This is a genomic window from Carboxylicivirga linearis (assembly GCF_018271995.1).
Lineage (GTDB): Bacteria > Bacteroidota > Bacteroidia > Bacteroidales > Marinilabiliaceae > Carboxylicivirga > Carboxylicivirga linearis.
On sequence record NZ_JAGUCO010000016.1, the window covers coordinates 59,154 to 75,969 of the forward strand.

General features: G+C 36.6%; 18 protein-coding genes and 1 tRNA gene. 7 read left to right on the forward strand and 12 right to left on the reverse strand.

Annotated elements, in window-relative coordinates; genetic code table 11:
- Positions 1–82 precede the first annotated feature (82 nt).
- Positions 83–156 (reverse strand) — tRNA-Met (locus tag KEM10_RS16475).
- Between the two features lie 336 nt (positions 157–492).
- Between KEM10_RS16475 and KEM10_RS16480 the strand changes: the two genes are divergently transcribed.
- The 3 genes from KEM10_RS16480 (at position 493) to KEM10_RS16490 (ending at position 3,895) form a co-directional block, all read left to right on the forward strand.
- The gene (locus KEM10_RS16480) at positions 493–882 is read left to right on the forward strand and encodes an START-like domain-containing protein (protein ID WP_212217129.1); all 390 of its coding nucleotides are present in this window, start codon (positions 493–495) and stop codon (positions 880–882) included.
- Positions 883–1,067: 185 nt separating this feature from the next.
- A complete protein-coding gene (locus KEM10_RS16485; protein WP_212217130.1) occupies positions 1,068–2,576 on the forward strand; it encodes an LptF/LptG family permease in 1,509 nt (502 codons plus the stop codon).
- A gap of 83 nt (positions 2,577–2,659) precedes the next feature.
- Positions 2,660–3,895, forward strand: coding sequence for a bifunctional 3,4-dihydroxy-2-butanone-4-phosphate synthase/GTP cyclohydrolase II (locus KEM10_RS16490; protein ID WP_212217131.1), 1,236 nt, complete (start codon positions 2,660–2,662; stop codon positions 3,893–3,895).
- 200 nt (positions 3,896–4,095) lie between these two features.
- Here KEM10_RS16490 and KEM10_RS16495 read toward each other — a convergent pair whose 3' ends face one another.
- Positions 4,096–5,172, reverse strand: a complete 1,077-nt coding sequence (locus tag KEM10_RS16495) for an anhydro-N-acetylmuramic acid kinase (protein ID WP_212217132.1) — start codon at positions 5,170–5,172, stop codon at positions 4,096–4,098.
- A 76-nt stretch (positions 5,173–5,248) separates the two neighbouring features.
- Between KEM10_RS16495 and KEM10_RS16500 the strand changes: the two genes are divergently transcribed.
- The 3 genes from KEM10_RS16500 to fmt all read left to right on the forward strand — a co-directional run bounded on the left by KEM10_RS16500 (position 5,249) and on the right by fmt (position 7,483).
- Positions 5,249–6,235: a dihydroorotate dehydrogenase-like protein gene (locus KEM10_RS16500; RefSeq protein ID WP_212217133.1), complete on the forward strand. Its 987-nt coding sequence runs from the start codon at positions 5,249–5,251 to the stop codon at positions 6,233–6,235.
- 102 nt (positions 6,236–6,337) lie between these two features.
- A complete protein-coding gene (locus KEM10_RS16505; protein WP_212217134.1) occupies positions 6,338–6,505 on the forward strand; it encodes a DUF5522 domain-containing protein in 168 nt (55 codons plus the stop codon).
- A 9-nt stretch (positions 6,506–6,514) separates the two neighbouring features.
- Positions 6,515–7,483: a methionyl-tRNA formyltransferase gene (gene fmt / locus KEM10_RS16510; RefSeq protein ID WP_244825952.1), complete on the forward strand. Its 969-nt coding sequence runs from the start codon at positions 6,515–6,517 to the stop codon at positions 7,481–7,483.
- Positions 7,484–7,559: 76 nt separating this feature from the next.
- On the opposite strand, the gene KEM10_RS16515 is transcribed toward fmt, so the two are convergent.
- Positions 7,560–8,498 carry a glucosaminidase domain-containing protein gene (locus tag KEM10_RS16515; RefSeq protein WP_212217135.1) on the reverse strand — a complete coding sequence of 313 codons (939 nt, stop codon included), beginning with the start codon at positions 8,496–8,498 and terminating at the stop codon, positions 7,560–7,562.
- Positions 8,499–8,756: 258 nt separating this feature from the next.
- On the opposite strand from KEM10_RS16515, the gene KEM10_RS16520 reads away from it, so the two are divergent.
- The gene (locus tag KEM10_RS16520; RefSeq protein ID WP_212217136.1) at positions 8,757–9,251 is read left to right on the forward strand and encodes a cytidine deaminase; all 495 of its coding nucleotides are present in this window, start codon (positions 8,757–8,759) and stop codon (positions 9,249–9,251) included.
- A gap of 1 nt (position 9,252) precedes the next feature.
- Here KEM10_RS16520 and KEM10_RS16525 read toward each other — a convergent pair whose 3' ends face one another.
- The 9 genes from KEM10_RS16525 to KEM10_RS16565 form a co-directional block, all read right to left on the reverse strand.
- On the reverse strand, positions 9,253–9,939 hold the full coding sequence (locus KEM10_RS16525) for an RluA family pseudouridine synthase (RefSeq protein ID WP_212217137.1): 687 nt from the start codon (positions 9,937–9,939) through the stop codon (positions 9,253–9,255).
- A gap of 12 nt (positions 9,940–9,951) precedes the next feature.
- A complete protein-coding gene (gene panB, locus KEM10_RS16530) occupies positions 9,952–10,770 on the reverse strand; it encodes a 3-methyl-2-oxobutanoate hydroxymethyltransferase (RefSeq protein ID WP_212217138.1) in 819 nt (272 codons plus the stop codon).
- 157 nt (positions 10,771–10,927) lie between these two features.
- The gene (locus tag KEM10_RS16535; RefSeq protein ID WP_212217139.1) at positions 10,928–12,097 is read right to left on the reverse strand and encodes a hypothetical protein; all 1,170 of its coding nucleotides are present in this window, start codon (positions 12,095–12,097) and stop codon (positions 10,928–10,930) included.
- Between the two features lie 13 nt (positions 12,098–12,110).
- Positions 12,111–12,728: a cytochrome b/b6 domain-containing protein gene (locus tag KEM10_RS16540; protein WP_212217140.1), complete on the reverse strand. Its 618-nt coding sequence runs from the start codon at positions 12,726–12,728 to the stop codon at positions 12,111–12,113.
- 1 nt (position 12,729) lies between these two features.
- Positions 12,730–13,662 (reverse strand): cytochrome c3 family protein, encoded by a 933-nt coding sequence (locus tag KEM10_RS16545; RefSeq protein ID WP_212217141.1) that lies wholly within the window; start codon positions 13,660–13,662, stop codon positions 12,730–12,732.
- Between the two features lie 93 nt (positions 13,663–13,755).
- Complete coding sequence (locus KEM10_RS16550) at positions 13,756–14,166, reverse strand: c-type cytochrome (RefSeq protein WP_212217142.1); 411 nt, start codon at positions 14,164–14,166, stop codon at positions 13,756–13,758.
- 29 nt (positions 14,167–14,195) lie between these two features.
- Entirely contained in the window at positions 14,196–15,074 is an 879-nt protein-coding gene (locus KEM10_RS16555) for a DUF5777 family beta-barrel protein (protein WP_212217143.1), read from the reverse strand.
- Positions 15,075–15,086: 12 nt separating this feature from the next.
- The gene (locus KEM10_RS16560) at positions 15,087–15,449 is read right to left on the reverse strand and encodes a hypothetical protein (RefSeq protein ID WP_212217144.1); all 363 of its coding nucleotides are present in this window, start codon (positions 15,447–15,449) and stop codon (positions 15,087–15,089) included.
- Positions 15,450–15,487: 38 nt separating this feature from the next.
- Positions 15,488–16,591 carry a hypothetical protein gene (locus KEM10_RS16565; RefSeq protein ID WP_212217145.1) on the reverse strand — a complete coding sequence of 368 codons (1,104 nt, stop codon included), beginning with the start codon at positions 16,589–16,591 and terminating at the stop codon, positions 15,488–15,490.
- Positions 16,592–16,816 lie beyond the last annotated feature (225 nt).

Consider the following 16,816-nt stretch of genomic DNA (forward strand, 5'->3'; position numbering starts at 1 on the left):
TAAATCATTACAAATCCATAGAATAGATATGTATTTAAAATAAAAGCACCTACAATTTCTTGTAAGTGCTTCTTAATTTACGTACCGAGAGGCGGGCTTGAACCGCCGACCTCAGGATTATGAATCCTGCGCTCTAACCAGCTGAGCTACCTCGGCATTATTTTTCGGAGGCTATTGATGCCGCTGCATCTCTCCGTTTTTGCGGTTGCAAATGTACAAGAAATAGTATCAAACTTCCAACTAAAAATCAAAAAAAAATCATTTTAATTTAAAACCTCCTGATCATCAATGTAATAATTTTCACCATTTGGATCGTATTTACAAAAACGCCCTGCAACTCCATTCATTGCAACTAAAATAAATAATCTTAACATTACTATACTCTCCTTATCTCTTTAATAATTTGTCATTTACGGGTTCGAAATAAATATAGGTTTTATTTTTTGGAGAATTACACTATATTGTGAACCGTTACTTTAAAAATATAACACCATGTCAATTCAAAAAGAAAGATTTGAATTAGAATATATTATCAAGACCTCTCCTTCTATCTTGTACGCACGATTGAGTTCTCCTAGTGGCTTATCAGAATGGTTTGCCGATGATGTTAATCTTAAAGGTAAGATTTTCACCTTTGTATGGGATGGTTCAGAACAGCAAGCTGAACAAACTTTGAAAAAAGAAAACAAAATGGTACGTTTTCATTGGTTGGATGACGATGATGAAAAATCATATTTCGAGTTCAGAATAAATGTTGATGATCTTACGGGCGAAACAGCATTATTGGTTATTGATCATGCCGAACCAGATGAAAAGGAAGATGCCATTGAATTATGGAATCAGCAGGTTGATGAACTTAAGCATGGTTTGGGTTCTGTTTAATCAGTTTAAAGAAATTAATTATCAGGGGTTGTTACTTTTAACAGCCCTTTTTAGTCTCCGACTTGTATTCTAAGCCTTGATATTTTTAGTCTATAAATGCAAAAAAATATCTGATACTTAAAAATTACACCTGCTTTCAACTACCTTTGTAACGAATATTAATAGTTCGGCACACAACGTAAGGAATGAAGAAATTACACTTATTTATAGTTAAAAGTTACTTGGGGCCGTTGGCCATGACATTCTTTATTTCACTATTTATATTAGTGATGCAATTTCTTTGGAAATATGTAGATGACATGGTTGGGAAAGGACTAGACACTTTGGTTCTGGCCGAGTTACTGTTTTATGCAACCCTGCAAGTTGTTCCCATGGCACTTCCTTTGGCAATACTATTAGCCTCCTTAATGACTTTTGGAAACCTTGGAGAAAACTACGAACTAACAGCTATTAAAGCTGCCGGGGTCTCCTTACCTCGCACCATGAAACCATTGATATACATAACAATAGGAATATCAATAGCTGCTTTCTGGTTCTCAAACAATGTAATGCCATATGCCAATTTAAAACTATATTCACTTTTATACGATGTAAAACAAGCCAAGCCTGAACTGGAGATAAAAGAGCAGGTGTTTTACGATGGCTTTGATAATTTTCGTATTAAAATTGATAGAAAAGATAACGAAACGAATCTGCTTCATGATATTATGATCTATGATCATCGCGACAGATTTAATAAAAACTCCAACGTAACATTAGCAGACTCTGGTCGTCTTCAAGTATCACAGGACAAACGAAACATGGTACTCACCTTGTTTGATGGAGTTCGATATGATGAAAAAATAAGCGATAACAACAAACGCCTTCGAGACCGGGATCAACAACGTTTCCGACGAGATATCTTTAAGGAGCAAATTGCTTTAATTGAGTTGCAAGGTTTAAATTTCGATAGAACTGACGAAAATTTATTTGCCAATTACGACAGAATGAAAAACCTGAACCAATTAACTTACGACATTGATTCGTTTAATGTACAACGTAACACCCATGTTGAAAGGTTGGCTCAAACATCTGAAAACTTTTATTTCCAGAATGCCAGATACGCTGCTCGCAAAAAAAAGATGGACACAAATCTGTCGTTTATGGATTCTGTCAGTGTAATGAACCCTGATTCGCTGTATGAGAAACTAACCATTCATCAGAAGAAAATGGCTATTGAAAGTGCCTTACGAAAAGCGCGCGACAACAAAAACCAAATGGACGATGCAAAAAGACATATCAATGCTCAGGATAGTAAAATAAGGAAACATACCATTGAGGTTCATCGAAAATTTACTTTGTCATTTGCCTGTTTTATTTTCTTCTTTATTGGGGCCCCGCTAGGAGCAATTATACGTAAAGGAGGGCTGGGTATGCCTGTAGTAATTTCGGTATTGTTCTTTATTGTTTATTACATCATCGACACCATGGGTGCAAAAATGGCGCGCGAAGGCATATGGCCTGTATATCAAGGCATGTGGCTATCCTCATCGGTTCTGTTACCTCTGGGAATATTCCTTACTTATAAGTCTGCAACCGATTCAACATTACTAAATGCTGATGCCTATATCATTTTCTTCCGTAAATTATTTAAGCGTGAGAAATATGATTTATCTAACAAAATGGATAAGCCAGAAGACAATAAAACAGACTAAGTGAACATTTTCATTGTTCTGATGCAAATATTTTGACTAATTTTGCAGTCTGAAAACGGATGATTCCGATAAAACAATTAAAAATGCCAGAAGCTCAGGAATTTAAACTTAACACCATTGAGGAAGCAATTGATGCGATCAAAAATGGTGAATTAATTATTGTTGTTGATGATGAAGATCGTGAGAACGAAGGCGATTTTATAGCAGCGGCAGAACTCATTACTCCCGAGAAAGTTAACTTTATGGCAACGCATGGCAGAGGCCTGATTTGCGCCCCATTAACCGAAGAGCGTTGCAATGAGTTAGATTTGGAATTAATGGTTGGAAAAAACACTTCCAGTCACGCAACTCCTTTTACCGTTTCGGTTGATTTATTAGGACATGGATGTACCACAGGTATATCTGCTTCCGATAGAGCTAAAACCATTGCTGCCTTGGCTGATCCCAAAACAGAACCGGAAGAATTAGGCCGACCAGGACACATCTTCCCGTTAAAAGCAAAAAATAAAGGTGTCTTACGTAGAGCCGGACATACTGAAGCAGGTGTTGATCTTGCTCGTTTAGCTGAATTGTCTCCAGCAGCCGTATTGGTTGAAATACTGAATGAAGATGGTACAATGGCTCGTATGCCTGAATTGATTAAGATTGCTGAAAAATTCAATTTAAAGATTGTCACCATTAAAGATCTGATTGCTTATCGTCTTAAAAAAGAAAGCCTGATCATTAAAGGTGTTGAAGTTAATCTACCAACAGCTTACGGTGATTTTAGATTTATCCCGTTCAAACAAAAATCGAATGGTATTGAGCACATGGCTTTGATAAAAGGTGAATGGAAAGAAGATGAAGCCGTATTGGTTCGTGTTCATTCATCATGTGCTACCGGTGATATTTTTGGTTCATTACGATGCGAGTGCGGAGAACAGCTTCATAAAGCGATGGAAACCATCGACAAAGAAGGAAAAGGTGTAATTGTATACATGAATCAGGAAGGTAGAGGCATTGGTTTGATGAATAAAATTGCCGCTTACAAGCTACAGGAGGAAGGTTTAGACACCGTTGACGCTAATACTGAATTAGGTTTTGATGCCGACGAACGTGACTATGGTGTTGGCGCCCAAATATTACGCGAATTAGGAATAAGAAAGATGCGTTTAATGTCAAACAATCCTATTAAACGTATTGGACTGGAAGGATACGGGCTGCAGGTTGTAGAAAATATACCTATTGAAGTAAACCCCAATCCTCATAATGAATTTTACATGAAGACTAAATTGGAGAGAATGGGACACAACCTACAATTCTTCAAGTACAAGAAATAATTCAAAAAAAAACAGAAAGGAGGTTAAGCCTCCTTTTTTTATGCAATTCTGCAAACAATAAAAACATATTCCCACAATATGTGTTTATAGTATAGTTCTGGTGGGTACCATTACTTATTTTGCGGTCAAGTAATATGTGTTTATAAAGGGTTAGATGGGTGTATGAATGTAATAAACACTGTTGGACCCACCGGTTCTTCTTATATTCTGTGAATTACTCCTGAAGATGAATTCTTTTTGGCTCCTGTAACTGAAGACCAGCAGTTTACTTCTCCTTGCATACGCAATGCTCCCAAAAGTGCAAACACTAGGGCCTCTTTATACTCTATTAAATTCCTATCAGGTATTTCAATGAATTGTCTCATTTTGTTTTGAAGTAGCTCTATCAGGTAACTGTTATAAACTCCACCGCCTGTTATAAGTACTGAGCCATCACCCACAACCTCTAATTCGCAACTTATTACCTCTGCTACATGATGATAATAAGTATGAGCAATATTCTCTACCGGTTCAGAATTATATTTATCTATAATCGGCCACAACTCTTTTTCTACCCATTCCTGCCCAAGTGATTTGGGAGCTCGCCCCTTATAGTATTCTAAATTACTTAAATCATCTAATAGAGATCGTATAATTTTCCCTCTTCGCCCCAACGCTCCACCTTCATCATAATCTTCTCCTACCTGTTTAGCCAACTTATTTAAAACAAAATTTAACGCACATATATCCCAGGCTAATCTTTTTCCATCTTTAACAACTGAAACATTAGCAAAACCACCCAGATTGATACAAGCCGAATAGCTTTCAAACAATAATTGATCACCAACCGGAACCAAAGGAGCACCTTGTCCTCCGAGACAAATATCTAGCGTACGAAAATCACTTACAACTGTAATACCCGATGTGGCTGCCAACATACCTCCGTCACCCAGTTGAAAGTTCATTTGATTATGAGGTTCATGAAAGATCGTATGTCCATGCGAAGCAATAAAATCAGGCTTTTCCCCTACTCCTTCAAGAAAATGATTTACCTGTTGCCCCAGCCACTTCCCGTAATCACGATGGAGTTGCATCAATTCTGCCCCACTCAAATAAAAAGCATTTTTTAGTTTCTGCTCCAATTCTGAAGTGTACTCAACAGTCTGTGTTTTTATAAACGAATACGTCCATTTTCCATCATTTATACGTAAATTACACATGGCAATATCCAGTCCATCTAACGAGGTTCCGGACATAAGGCCAACACAACAATAGGATTTATTAATTTGTTCTATCATACACCAACATACAAACGTGTGATTAAAGAAAGTAAATAATAAATGATTCACCCTTAAATCAACAACATTTTCTATTATGCCAGACATTTCAACAACCTACATGGGACTGAAGTTAAAAAGTCCAATCATAGCAGCCAGCTCAGGCTTAACCAATTCGTTGGAAGACATAAAAAAAATTGAAGCCGCCGGAGCCGGGGCCGTCGTTCTCAAATCATTATTTGAAGAAGAGATTATTACTGAGATGGATCGTCAGATGAACAAGATGCACTCCGAAAACTATCTCTATCCTGAAACAATGGAATTTTATGAGAATTATGATGTAGACGACACCCTAACCAGTTACCTGAAGCTGATTAACGATGTTAAACGAGAATCTAACATCCCGGTTATTGCTAGTATAAATGCAATTACAGCGCACAACTGGCCTTACTTTGCCAAATCTTTAGAAGATGCAGGTGCCGATGCACTTGAATTGAATATCTCCATCTCACCTGATAACTTTGAGCAGTCAAGTGAAGAATACGAAACGACTCACTTTTCAATAATAAAAGAGGTTTTGAAAAATGTTAAAATACCGGTTTCAATTAAAATCAGTTATTACTTTTCGAATCTGGCCGGTATAATTCAAAAATTATCAGCTACTGGAATTGCTGGTTTAGTTCTTTTTAACCGTTTCTATTCACCCGATATTGATACTGAAAGTTTAGAGGTGGTTCCAACACATATTTTTAGCGACAAAAAAGACTATATATTGCCCCTACGTTGGATTGGAATAAGTTCAGGAACCGCAAAATGCGACCTATCAGCCACTACAGGTGTTCATGATTCAAACACAATGATTAAAATGATTCTAGCGGGAGCTAAAACCGTTCAGATCGCAAGTTCGCTTTATCAGAATGGCGTGGAAACCATTGAACGATACAATCGTGAAATTGAAAAATGGATGAATAAAAAAGAATTTGAAACCATAGATCAGTTCTGGGGAATACTTAGTCAAAAACAGGTAAGCAATCCGGCTGGATATTTCAGACTCCAGTTTATGAAACACTTCAGTAATAAATAAAAGATGGCCGGACTCAGCTCCGGCTTTTTTTATTGCCTTCAAATAGATAATTTCGCAGATGATACACTTTTGAAGACATCAATGTACATAGACGATTTTTATATGGCCGACCCCTTAAAGGAAGGCGAAGATTTTTACATGGATCCTAAAGGCTTTCGGGTTATGACAGCCAAGTATTTAACCCAAAGAGGCTATTGCTGTGGAAACGGATGCAAACACTGCCCCTATTTCCCACCTCATCAAAAAGGTAATCGCGAATTAAAAGAATAACTGTTGTCAATGGAAAATAAAAACTTACGCATCGTATTTATGGGCACGCCCGATTTTGCGGTTGAAAGCCTGAAAGCACTGGTTGAGAATGATTTTAATGTTGTGGGCGTGATAACTGCCCCTGATCGCCCTGCCGGACGAGGACAAAAATTAAAGCAATCACCGGTTAAAGAATATGCTCTAACAGTGGGGTTACCTGTTTTACAGCCCGAAAAACTAAAAAATGAAGACTTCCTAAATGAACTTCGTGCCTTAAAAGCCGATTTACAGGTAATTGTAGCATTTCGTATGTTGCCAGAAGTAGTATGGAATATGCCACCATTGGGATCGTTAAATCTACATGGTTCACTTTTACCTCAATACCGGGGGGCTGCACCAATTAACTGGGCTGTAATTAACGGCGACAAAAAAACAGGTGTAACTACTTTCTTTTTGCAACACGAAATTGATACTGGCAACATTATCATGCAAAAAGAGATGCCTATTGAAGATGATGACACTGCCGGTTCTGTTCATGATAAAATGATGGTTATGGGTGCACAAGTAGTTGTGAAAACCGTTAAAGCCATTCAAAGTAATACTGCAAAAGCAATCCCTCAGAATGAATTCTCAGACGCAACGACATTACGACCAGCGCCCAAAATATTCAAAGACGATTGCAAAATCAATTGGTACGATTCTTCTGAATCTATCAGAAATAAGATTCGCGGATTATCTCCCTATCCAACAGCCTGGACTGAATTAGAAATGGTTAATGGCAAAAAAATAAGTACCAAAATATTTAACTCTGAAGTGAGTAAAGATATTCAATTAACACCCGGCACCATTAAAAGCGACAACAAAACTTATATCGCCATTGGTACAGAAGACAATGCTATTATAATAAAAGATCTGCAGTTAGCCGGCAAAAAAAGAATGCTAACAGAAGATTTACTTAGAGGATTTGACACTACTCAAATCAATGGCTTACAGCAATAAAAAACAAGGCACAAAAACATATAATTAGATAGTTTTTGTGCCTGTATTTCATTCTTATATCAAGCAGAAGAAACCCCTATTTCTTCTTTCTTCTAAGATTCAACTTCTCTCCGCCTTTAAGCTTGGCATTCTCATTTAAACCATTATAACGCAAAAGCTTTTTCATTTTCACACCATATTTCTGAGAAATATAGTGCAAAGTTTCACCTTGTTTAACAATGTGATATTCATGCTTTCTATTGGCCTTACCTTTTTTCGACTGAATATATAAATAGCGATATTTACTTATGTCGGCATTTTTGGGAAGATCGTTATACTTATATAATTCCCAATCGCGTAACCCAAACTCTTTCGCAATGGCGTCAAACGAATCACCTTCCTCTGTTCTAATGTATTTCACCCCATTATTATAATCTGGCACATGCGTATTATACGGACTGATTATAAAATTATCATTACCTCTTGTCTCAGCTTTCCCATCTTCTCGCGTCCATTCCTGTTCTTCATCAAGCAAATACAATTTATAATCTTCAATAATCTTAATCAACCGATGAGAATATTTGGGATCTGTTGCATAACCTGCTTTCTTCAACCCTTTTGCCCAACCTTTGTAGTCAGTTGTTTTTAAATCAAACAAAGACGAATATCTACCTTTAGTGGTTAAAAAATCAGAATGGTCTATATACGATTCATAAACGGTTTTATATTTTCTGAAGCATTCATTCCTGCGGTCATCATCATGATAAACCTTCTTCCCTTTCCAATCGCTATGGCATTTAATTCCAAAGTGATTATTAGATTTACGTGCTAATGTGCTATTACCGCTACCCGATTCCAGAATACCCTGCGCCATTGTAATACTTGCAGGTATTCGGGTTCTTTTCATCTCTTTAATGGCCAAATCCTTATACAACTCAATATAATCGGTAGTAGAGTATTTTCTTGTGGATTGCGCATCAACACTATAATAACAGAAAGTAAAAACAGTAAATAATAAAACCGTTATACGACTCATTTGCTAAATTTTAATTACATTACAAGGCTAAGCTTCGGACAAAGATAAAAATTTAGCCTTGCTACCAAATATTTAGCCTTTAAAAACAATATTGTAATTTTGAAACGAAAAACTTAACCAAAACTTATATAAGGATAACATAAAATGTGCCTGCATACAGAACTGATTATTGACATCACGTTCTAATATCAAATCATGAAATAAATTCATTATTTCATTTTTATTCAATTATAAGTTAATACAATAGAAGCACAACAGATGAAAAACATACATATCAACACCAATATAACAGCTTTTGAATCTCCATCTGAATTACCTGAAGAAGATCTGGAACTGGTAGAAGCGGCTAAGGAAGCTTGTTCAAAAGCATACGCTCCTTATTCTAGATTTAATGTTGGAGCTGCCATTCGACTGGCAAACGGTGTTATTGTGAAAGGAAATAATCAGGAGAATGCAGCTTATCCATCTGGCTTATGCGCCGAACGTGTTGCCATGTTTTATGCAAACTCGAAATATCCGGATGTAGCTGTAGTGGGCATTGCCATTATTGCCATGAATGATGATGGCATATTAAAAAATCCAATTGCTCCATGCGGATCATGCCGACAAGTTTTACTTGAAACAGAATTACGCATGAAGCAAGAATTTTATACTCTTTTGGTGGGTGCTACCGAAATATACAAAATAGATAGTTCGGCAGCTTTGTTACCTTTATCATTTACCGGAGAAGGATTAAAACGTAAAAAGCCATAAGCTAGTTTACATTCTTAAATTCCTTCCATAAAGGTTCATCTTCGGGTGTATCAGCAATAATTTCAACGGCTTCCTTTTTTACCGGATGAAGAAATGAAATTCTGCGTGCATGCAAAGAGATTCCTCCACCTTTATTTGATCGGCTAAAACCATACTTTAAATCTCCTTTAATAGGACAGCCAATTTTAGCTAACTGACAACGAATCTGATGATGACGTCCAGTTTGAAGATCGACCTCCAAAAGGTAATAATTCTTCAAACCAGAAACCAAACGATAATTCAGAATGGCTTCTTTGGCTCCTGAACGCATCTTTGGAAAAGCATATGATTTATTTTTCTCTGAATTCTTAAGAATATAATGCTTTAACTGAGCCTCATCCAGCTCTGGCAATTCTCCAACAATAGCCCAATAGGTTTTCTTAATCTCTTTGTCCTGAAACATCTTATTCAAACGCGACAAAGCCTTGCTGGTCCGAGCAAATAAAACAACGCCACTTACTGGTCGGTCCAAACGATGAACCACCCCAAGAAATACATCACCGGGTTTATTGTATTTCTTCTTGATATATTCCTTCACCTTATCACTCAGCGTTTGGTCTCCGGTTTTATCACCTTGTACAATATCAGAACCGGATTTATTAACCGCAATGATATGGTTATCTTCGTAAAGAATATCGAGTTTACTCATCAATTATTTTTATTAATATTGCTCTCTTTCATTTGGAAAGTCTACACTCTTCACATCATCAATATAATTACCTACAGCTCCAGTAATTTCAGCATATAAGTTATGATAACGACGTAAGAAACGAGGTGAAAATTCCTGATTAATACCTAGCATATCATGTATTACCAACACCTGACCATCAACCTGATTTCCTGCACCAATACCAATTATAGGAATATGTAATTCTTGAGCTACACGTCCTGCTAAATCAGCTGGTATTTTCTCTAATACAATGGCAAAACAACCCGCTTCCTGCAATAGGTGTGCATCTTCTATTAACTTATTAGCTTCCTCTTCCTGACGAGCACGAACAGCATAGGTTCCGAATTTATGAATAGATTGTGGCGTTAGGCCCAAGTGTCCCATAACAGGAATACCCGCTGATAAAATACGCTGAACCGACTCTATAACTTCACTTCCGCCTTCAATCTTTACAGCATCTGCAGCTGTTTCTTTCATGATACGAATAGATGAAGTTAAAGCTTCTTTTGAATTGCCTTGATAGCTACCAAATGGAAGATCAACTACCACCAATGATCTTTCAACTGCTCTTACCACAGAAGCTCCGTGATATATCATTTGATCAAGAGTAATAGGTAAAGTGGTTTCCCAACCGGCCATTACGTTAGATGCTGAATCACCAACTAATATAACATCAACTCCTGCACGATCAACAATATGGGCTAAAGAGTAGTCGTAAGCGGTTAGCATGGCTATCTTTTCGCCTTTCATTTTCATCTCACTTAAAACATGAGTAGTAACTCTTCTTGGGCGTTCCTTTGCTACTGACATTTTTCCAATTTTTTATGCCTGACGGCTATTAACATCGTTATCGTAGATCTTTAAATTTAGATAATAGCGACCTGCAAAGGTAGTAATTAGAAATGATGCACACCAAGAGTTATTGCGATTGTTAGCAACAAAATTCGGTCAGAGGTACCTGATATGGTTATTTCTTAACTCTATACAATCCTATTAATCCCAAAAGCAGAATAACTAATCCAATGTACTTTGCCTCTACCCATCTATCAAAAACCAGATCCATTACCAATAGTGGTGAAGATTCTCCGAAGCGGGGATCAAAGCTATGTACAGATATTTCCCATCCCTTAAAATATTGCGTCTGCCCCGGACTTAATATATGATCATCATATTTTGATACCGTATCAAATATCCGAACCTGAGACACATACTTCTGATCCTGACTATATAATATAGATATTTTTGAATTATTATTGATATTTAATGATAACGGCATCTGATCACTACTACCACTGGTAACCCAACCGTTTGCTACTTCTTCATTACCTTTCAAAACAATAATCATAGCAGCCTGAACACAATTAATGGTATCTTTTGAAACAAAGCCAGAATCGGTTGATACTGCCCTCGGTAAAAATTGTTCCACCTTAACTTCATAATCACCTAAGTTTAACAAACCTGATTGAGAAAAGGGGACAGACTCGAGAATAGACAAATCCTCTGAATTACTCTTTCGAAGTGCAAAATCAACTTCCTGATCAGGTAATTCTAAATTCATTAATTTCAGCGCAAAAGGAGTTCGCAAGGCTCGCCCATCATGATTTCTTCCTTCAAAGATTGCTCTGTCTTTTCCAATTATCATTGTCATATGGTAATAATCATACTGACCATTAACCGTTGCCATAACAAAAACCAGATAACCAATCAGAGGCAGTATAGCAAACATTTTATTCCACCCACTGTATTTTTTTCCTATTAAAATAATGGCAACACCCGATATTACAACAACATATATCAACATTAAAGTTGCAGAAAGACCTTTGACATAACTTAAAAAAGGAATTTCTTCTGCCAGCGGATCAAAAATAAGGGCAACTCCAATTGAAGCCAAAACTACCAGACTTGGAATAAAAGCTGGAAATGAAGCTAATTGTTTTATAAAAACTTTTTCAGTGATTATTCCAACTGCCATACCAACAACCAGTAATACCAGATAGAAATATAAATTTTGCGGCCAGGTTGGTTTAAACCAACTAAACTGTCCAACTACTGAATCAAATAATAACCCCATTGCTAATAGCAACAGGGTGATAAGTATTCCAGATAACCATATGGTTCCTTTTTTAGTTTTCTCCATAAATAAAACTTAATTAATGAACTTCGTGATACCCATTTATGATGCTTTTAAAGTTAGCAAAAAAAGTAGCACCCATTGTAGCAAAATACAAATGAATAATTAAAAACATACTAGTTAAAAAGCCAGCTGAAGCATGCAACAAAGCAGTTAAAAGCGTTCCTCCTATTCCAAAAAAGTTATCAATAATTAATTCAGGAAACAACAAAGCAACACCGGTTGCTATTAATATTGGGTAAAGAACAAACATTACCAAAACATAGGTCAATTGTTGAAGAGGATTAAACTTCATATTCCAGGAAGTTGGAAAAGGTGCTTCCTCCTTTTTAAACACACCAAAAACATAATAGCGAACTTGTGTAATCACTCTCCCCATCAATCCTTTAAACTCAATTTTATAATGTCGTTTATTTCCGGTGGTAATAAAAAAGAACAGATAAAAGAAATACGCAATTAAGATAACAACACCCGAGATATTATGACTGGCCACAGCAATATCAAATGGAACTAAAACCCAATTAGGATTTGAATACTGCATACTAATTCCGGTAAGAAGTAATACCAGAAAAAAAACAGCATTAATTGCATGCCATACTCTTAACCAGGTTGGATATAAAAATAACTTTTCGCTCATTTTACTTCTTTTTTAAGATGGTGAAACGAAGAATAAGGTGTATTAAAAGACCTATAATCAGCAGCCCAAACAAAATTACACTTACATAATTCAGTACAACATTTCTATTAGCTCCAATCATATATCCTTCATTTAAGATGGCAGCATTGATAAAACCACTTTCTTCCCTACTCTCTCTAACTTTATGTGAATACAATGATTCCATCAAAACTGAATTTGTACTATGGCACTGCACACAATTTCTTAAAGCTTCTTCTTTGGCTAATATCTTATGCGACACTAAAATATCACTCTGAACCTGAGTATGACAATCCACACAACGCACTTTTGTAAAATGATTCGCCTGATTGGGTAACCATGCATGAGTTTCCATCAAATCTTTAGGCATTTCATCACTTATCAATCCATACTTAAACTTATTATCATGGCAGTCTAAGCACATTTGATTGCTTAACGAAACAACATCTTTGATACTCTCCTGGCTTCTTAAAGCCAACTGGTATCCATGTGGATCATGACACATCCAGCAATTAAACTTCTCATCATTTGCTTTAAAATGAACACTTTCCATAAAGGCTTCTTCAATACCCTCAAAATTGTATTTGGCAAAATTTTCATCTCCGCCATGACAATCGATACAGGCATACTTTTCCTCCATTCTTAATTCGCCGGAATGAGGGAATGTTTCATAATCGGGACTATGACAATCGGTACACGAAAACTCCTTATGAACCGATGTATGCATTTTAACACTATCAATATGGTAAAAGGGATTCATAGGGCGCTTATCTACCTGTCCTGTCCATTCATTATCATATTGATAAAAAACCTGCCCATGACATTTCAAGCATTGCTGGTTTTGCTGAGCTTGGCTATGAACAAACAACCCCAACAGCATAATTAATAACCAAGTGAATTTATACCTTTGTTTCATACTCATTGGTTTAGAGATACTACTATATAAAAACTGCCCATCAAGAAGTGATACAATTCTTCAAGCGGGCAGTAATATTATTAGGTAAATTACCTATTTTTTTTCAAGACTTTGAATGTATGTAATGACAGCCCAACGTTCTTCTTCATCAATTAATTTCTTTTCGAAATTAGGCATATCATCTCTACCAATTATCGACTGATAGTAAACAACACCGTCCTTTTCTGCTTTAAATTCCGCAGAAGTAAAGTCACCTAAATCAGCATCGATACTTCGGGCTTTAGGTCCATCACCTTGTCCAAAATTACCATGACATGACTTACAATGTTTCGAATACATCATTTTACCCAATTTTAATGCATCAGCATCATCTGCCGCATTAGGGTTTTTCATGCTCATATACTTATCTGGAATATCCCATGGCTTCTTTTCTTGTCCAAAAGACATTAGCAAAAGGGCAAACAACACCACTAAACTTCCTGTAAAAACCTTAGCTCTTTTCATATTTCTATCATTTTTAATTTTACACATCTCTAAAAATTCCACAACCTTGTAATGTTAAATCCAAAGCGAATACTTTTTGCATCCCACTCAGCATCATTGAACATATACAGTTCTTGTGGTACAATTCCAATGCCATTCGACACAAATATCTGGAAAGCATGAGTACTTGTTGAAACCTCATACCCAATAGAGAAATGCATCTTGTGGTTATAATAAAAGTCAGTCTGCTCCGATATACTCTCAATTTGCAAAGGTATACCTCCCTCGAAAGTCAATGAGGACTGTGGACTGAATTTAATACGACCACCAAATCCAATTCCTATTTTATCATGATCCATTAGACTATCTACTGCATTGAAATGGGAAAAATTAACACTGGCCTGCATTGATAACCAGTCATTAAATTTACGTCCTACAATCAATTCAGAGAAATAAGACATACGATCAGAAAACTCGTAACTATTACCGAATACAGTCTCATCCTGAGCATTAATAGCTGCATTACCAAACAAGGTAACGCTAACAGGAATAGTGTTTTCCCTTGTTTGCTCTAACGGAGTGTATTTCAGTTGAAAATCCTGATATTTCTTTTGGCTATTTGTTCCAAACCCAACACTTACATTATCAAGTATAGTATAATTGAAGCCTATTCTAATATTAGCTCCCGGTGCCATAATACCGAACACGTCACTAATACCATTCTCCATTGGACCAAATCGGTGACTAATTAACATTTCCAATGTGTTTTTATACTGCGTCACACTGGTCTGATGGTTTATTAATGTACCCGATTCCCAAGGCGTGCGAACCGGCTTATCTACTTTTTTCTCTGTTTCAGCTTCTTCCTGAGCAAATAACATACTACTTGAAAGTAGAGCTAAAACCAAGGTTATAATAATATTCTTCATACTTTTCAGGTTTTAGTTATCTTTTGCTCCTTGTTCGATCCATACCTTTATCAACTCACTCTGGTTACTCACATAACCATCCCCATGACCTCCTTCTGGTTTGGTCAGAATCTCACTATCTTCAGGAGATTCCAAATTAATAAGACTGCGTGTTGTTAGTGACTGATAGGCTTCGCCTGGCAATAAACTAAAAGGATTCCCATCATGACACGCCGTACAATTCTGTGTTGACCAGATAGGCTCTATTTGTTCTGAAAAGCTAATTGGCACTTCCGGATCGACCGGTTCACCTTTATCAGGTTCAATAAACTTATATTCACATGATGCAAACCCAATTAGAACTAATCCCAATATCAATATTATGGTCTTTTTCATCGTTAAAAATTTTCGTTCAAAAACAGACGATGCTTAGCCTAGTTGATTCCTAAAGTTGCTTCCGCTTCACTTAGCAATGCTTTGACATAAGGAGGATTGTGTGCTCCATTACTTCTATCTTCCAAAACAATCATAAAGTTCCAAAATGCCTGGAAATTTTCTCTTGATAGAGACGCATACACTGGATGCCATGCTTCTCCATCGAAATGTACGGCATGAATCGCTTCTAAAGCTTCTCCAACAGCATGAATACGATCAGCAGTATTATCCATTGATGATGTAGGAACACTAGTATGACAAACTAAACAATTATCATCTTCTGGTTTGAAGCTATGTCCACTAGCCTCTCCCATGTGACAAGTAACACAACCATCTGAGTGAGGACCAAACACTTCACCACTCTCAGTTGAATAGCCTCCAACTCCAGCAAAGGTATTTGTTTGAGGACCATGGTGAGGACCTGCATGTGTACTACTGATGTAAACATGTGTTGTTGGCACATCAAATAGTACTGTTATCGAACCATCTCCATTGTCTGTTACAGAACCATTAGGTCCAACAGCTGCATTTAAATAGGCATCTGCGTCTTCACCTGTAAAAGTTCTGGTATATTGCATATCTTCCGTTGCATTATCGTATCTATCGCCATTTCCTCTTGACTGGTGACAATTCATACAAGTATTATTATTACCATGATCAACTACAGTTGCTCCATCAGCCATTAATGTAACTGCATCACCGGCTCTAAAAGCGTAATCAGTTGCCTCAAACGTTTTGTGTAAACTATGACATGTATTACATTTCCATGCACTTGGTGCCGTAATATCATCAGCTACCATTCCGTTTGTTGCCCATTCAACAAAACCTTCGTGTGAATGACATTGTGCACAATAGGATCTTCCCCCAGCATAATCTACAGCAATGGCCCCCACATTATGTGCAGAACTATTGAACTGGAACCTAACTTGTTCCATTACATCACCACCGTGACACTCAAGACAAGTCACGCTACCGTCAGCACCATCAACTCCATCTACACCATCCTTGCCTGCAGGACCAGCAGGACCTTCTTTGGTACAACTTATAGTTAAAACAGCTAATAAAGCTATAAATAGGTACATTAATTTTTTCAGCTCTTTCATACTTTTGGAATTAAAATGTTAACCCTTATTTTTTAATTTCAGTTTTAACAAGTTTAATACTTTTTAACAAACAAAGAGCGATGGAATATTTGCATTTAGCCATTGACAAAAATCAATAGATTTACCTTTTATTACTGATTTACTTGTCATTATCTATTTTGGTATTTTTTTTACCTTTTTATATTATCTAGAATGATTATAAGTTATTCAAACTAACTATCTGAC

Excerpts from the sequence above, each read along its gene's own strand:
- KEM10_RS16480 (WP_212217129.1), top strand. The coding sequence starts at position 493 with ATGTCAATTCAAAAAGAAAGATTTGAATTAGAATATATTATCAAGACC.
- KEM10_RS16485 (WP_212217130.1), top strand. The coding sequence starts at position 1,068 with ATGAAGAAATTACACTTATTTATAGTTAAAAGTTACTTGGGGCCGTTG.
- KEM10_RS16490 (WP_212217131.1), top strand. The coding sequence starts at position 2,660 with ATGCCAGAAGCTCAGGAATTTAAACTTAACACCATTGAGGAAGCAATT.
- KEM10_RS16495 (WP_212217132.1), bottom strand. The coding sequence starts at position 5,172 with ATGATAGAACAAATTAATAAATCCTATTGTTGTGTTGGCCTTATGTCC.
- KEM10_RS16500 (WP_212217133.1), top strand. The coding sequence starts at position 5,249 with ATGCCAGACATTTCAACAACCTACATGGGACTGAAGTTAAAAAGTCCA.
- KEM10_RS16505 (WP_212217134.1), top strand. The coding sequence starts at position 6,338 with ATGGCCGACCCCTTAAAGGAAGGCGAAGATTTTTACATGGATCCTAAA.
- fmt (WP_244825952.1), top strand. The coding sequence starts at position 6,515 with ATGGAAAATAAAAACTTACGCATCGTATTTATGGGCACGCCCGATTTT.
- KEM10_RS16515 (WP_212217135.1), bottom strand. The coding sequence starts at position 8,498 with ATGAGTCGTATAACGGTTTTATTATTTACTGTTTTTACTTTCTGTTAT.
- KEM10_RS16520 (WP_212217136.1), top strand. The coding sequence starts at position 8,757 with ATGAAAAACATACATATCAACACCAATATAACAGCTTTTGAATCTCCA.
- KEM10_RS16525 (WP_212217137.1), bottom strand. The coding sequence starts at position 9,939 with ATGAGTAAACTCGATATTCTTTACGAAGATAACCATATCATTGCGGTT.
- panB (WP_212217138.1), bottom strand. The coding sequence starts at position 10,770 with ATGTCAGTAGCAAAGGAACGCCCAAGAAGAGTTACTACTCATGTTTTA.
- KEM10_RS16535 (WP_212217139.1), bottom strand. The coding sequence starts at position 12,097 with ATGGAGAAAACTAAAAAAGGAACCATATGGTTATCTGGAATACTTATC.
- KEM10_RS16540 (WP_212217140.1), bottom strand. The coding sequence starts at position 12,728 with ATGAGCGAAAAGTTATTTTTATATCCAACCTGGTTAAGAGTATGGCAT.
- KEM10_RS16545 (WP_212217141.1), bottom strand. The coding sequence starts at position 13,662 with ATGAAACAAAGGTATAAATTCACTTGGTTATTAATTATGCTGTTGGGG.
- KEM10_RS16550 (WP_212217142.1), bottom strand. The coding sequence starts at position 14,166 with ATGAAAAGAGCTAAGGTTTTTACAGGAAGTTTAGTGGTGTTGTTTGCC.
- KEM10_RS16555 (WP_212217143.1), bottom strand. The coding sequence starts at position 15,074 with ATGAAGAATATTATTATAACCTTGGTTTTAGCTCTACTTTCAAGTAGT.
- KEM10_RS16560 (WP_212217144.1), bottom strand. The coding sequence starts at position 15,449 with ATGAAAAAGACCATAATATTGATATTGGGATTAGTTCTAATTGGGTTT.
- KEM10_RS16565 (WP_212217145.1), bottom strand. The coding sequence starts at position 16,591 with ATGAAAGAGCTGAAAAAATTAATGTACCTATTTATAGCTTTATTAGCT.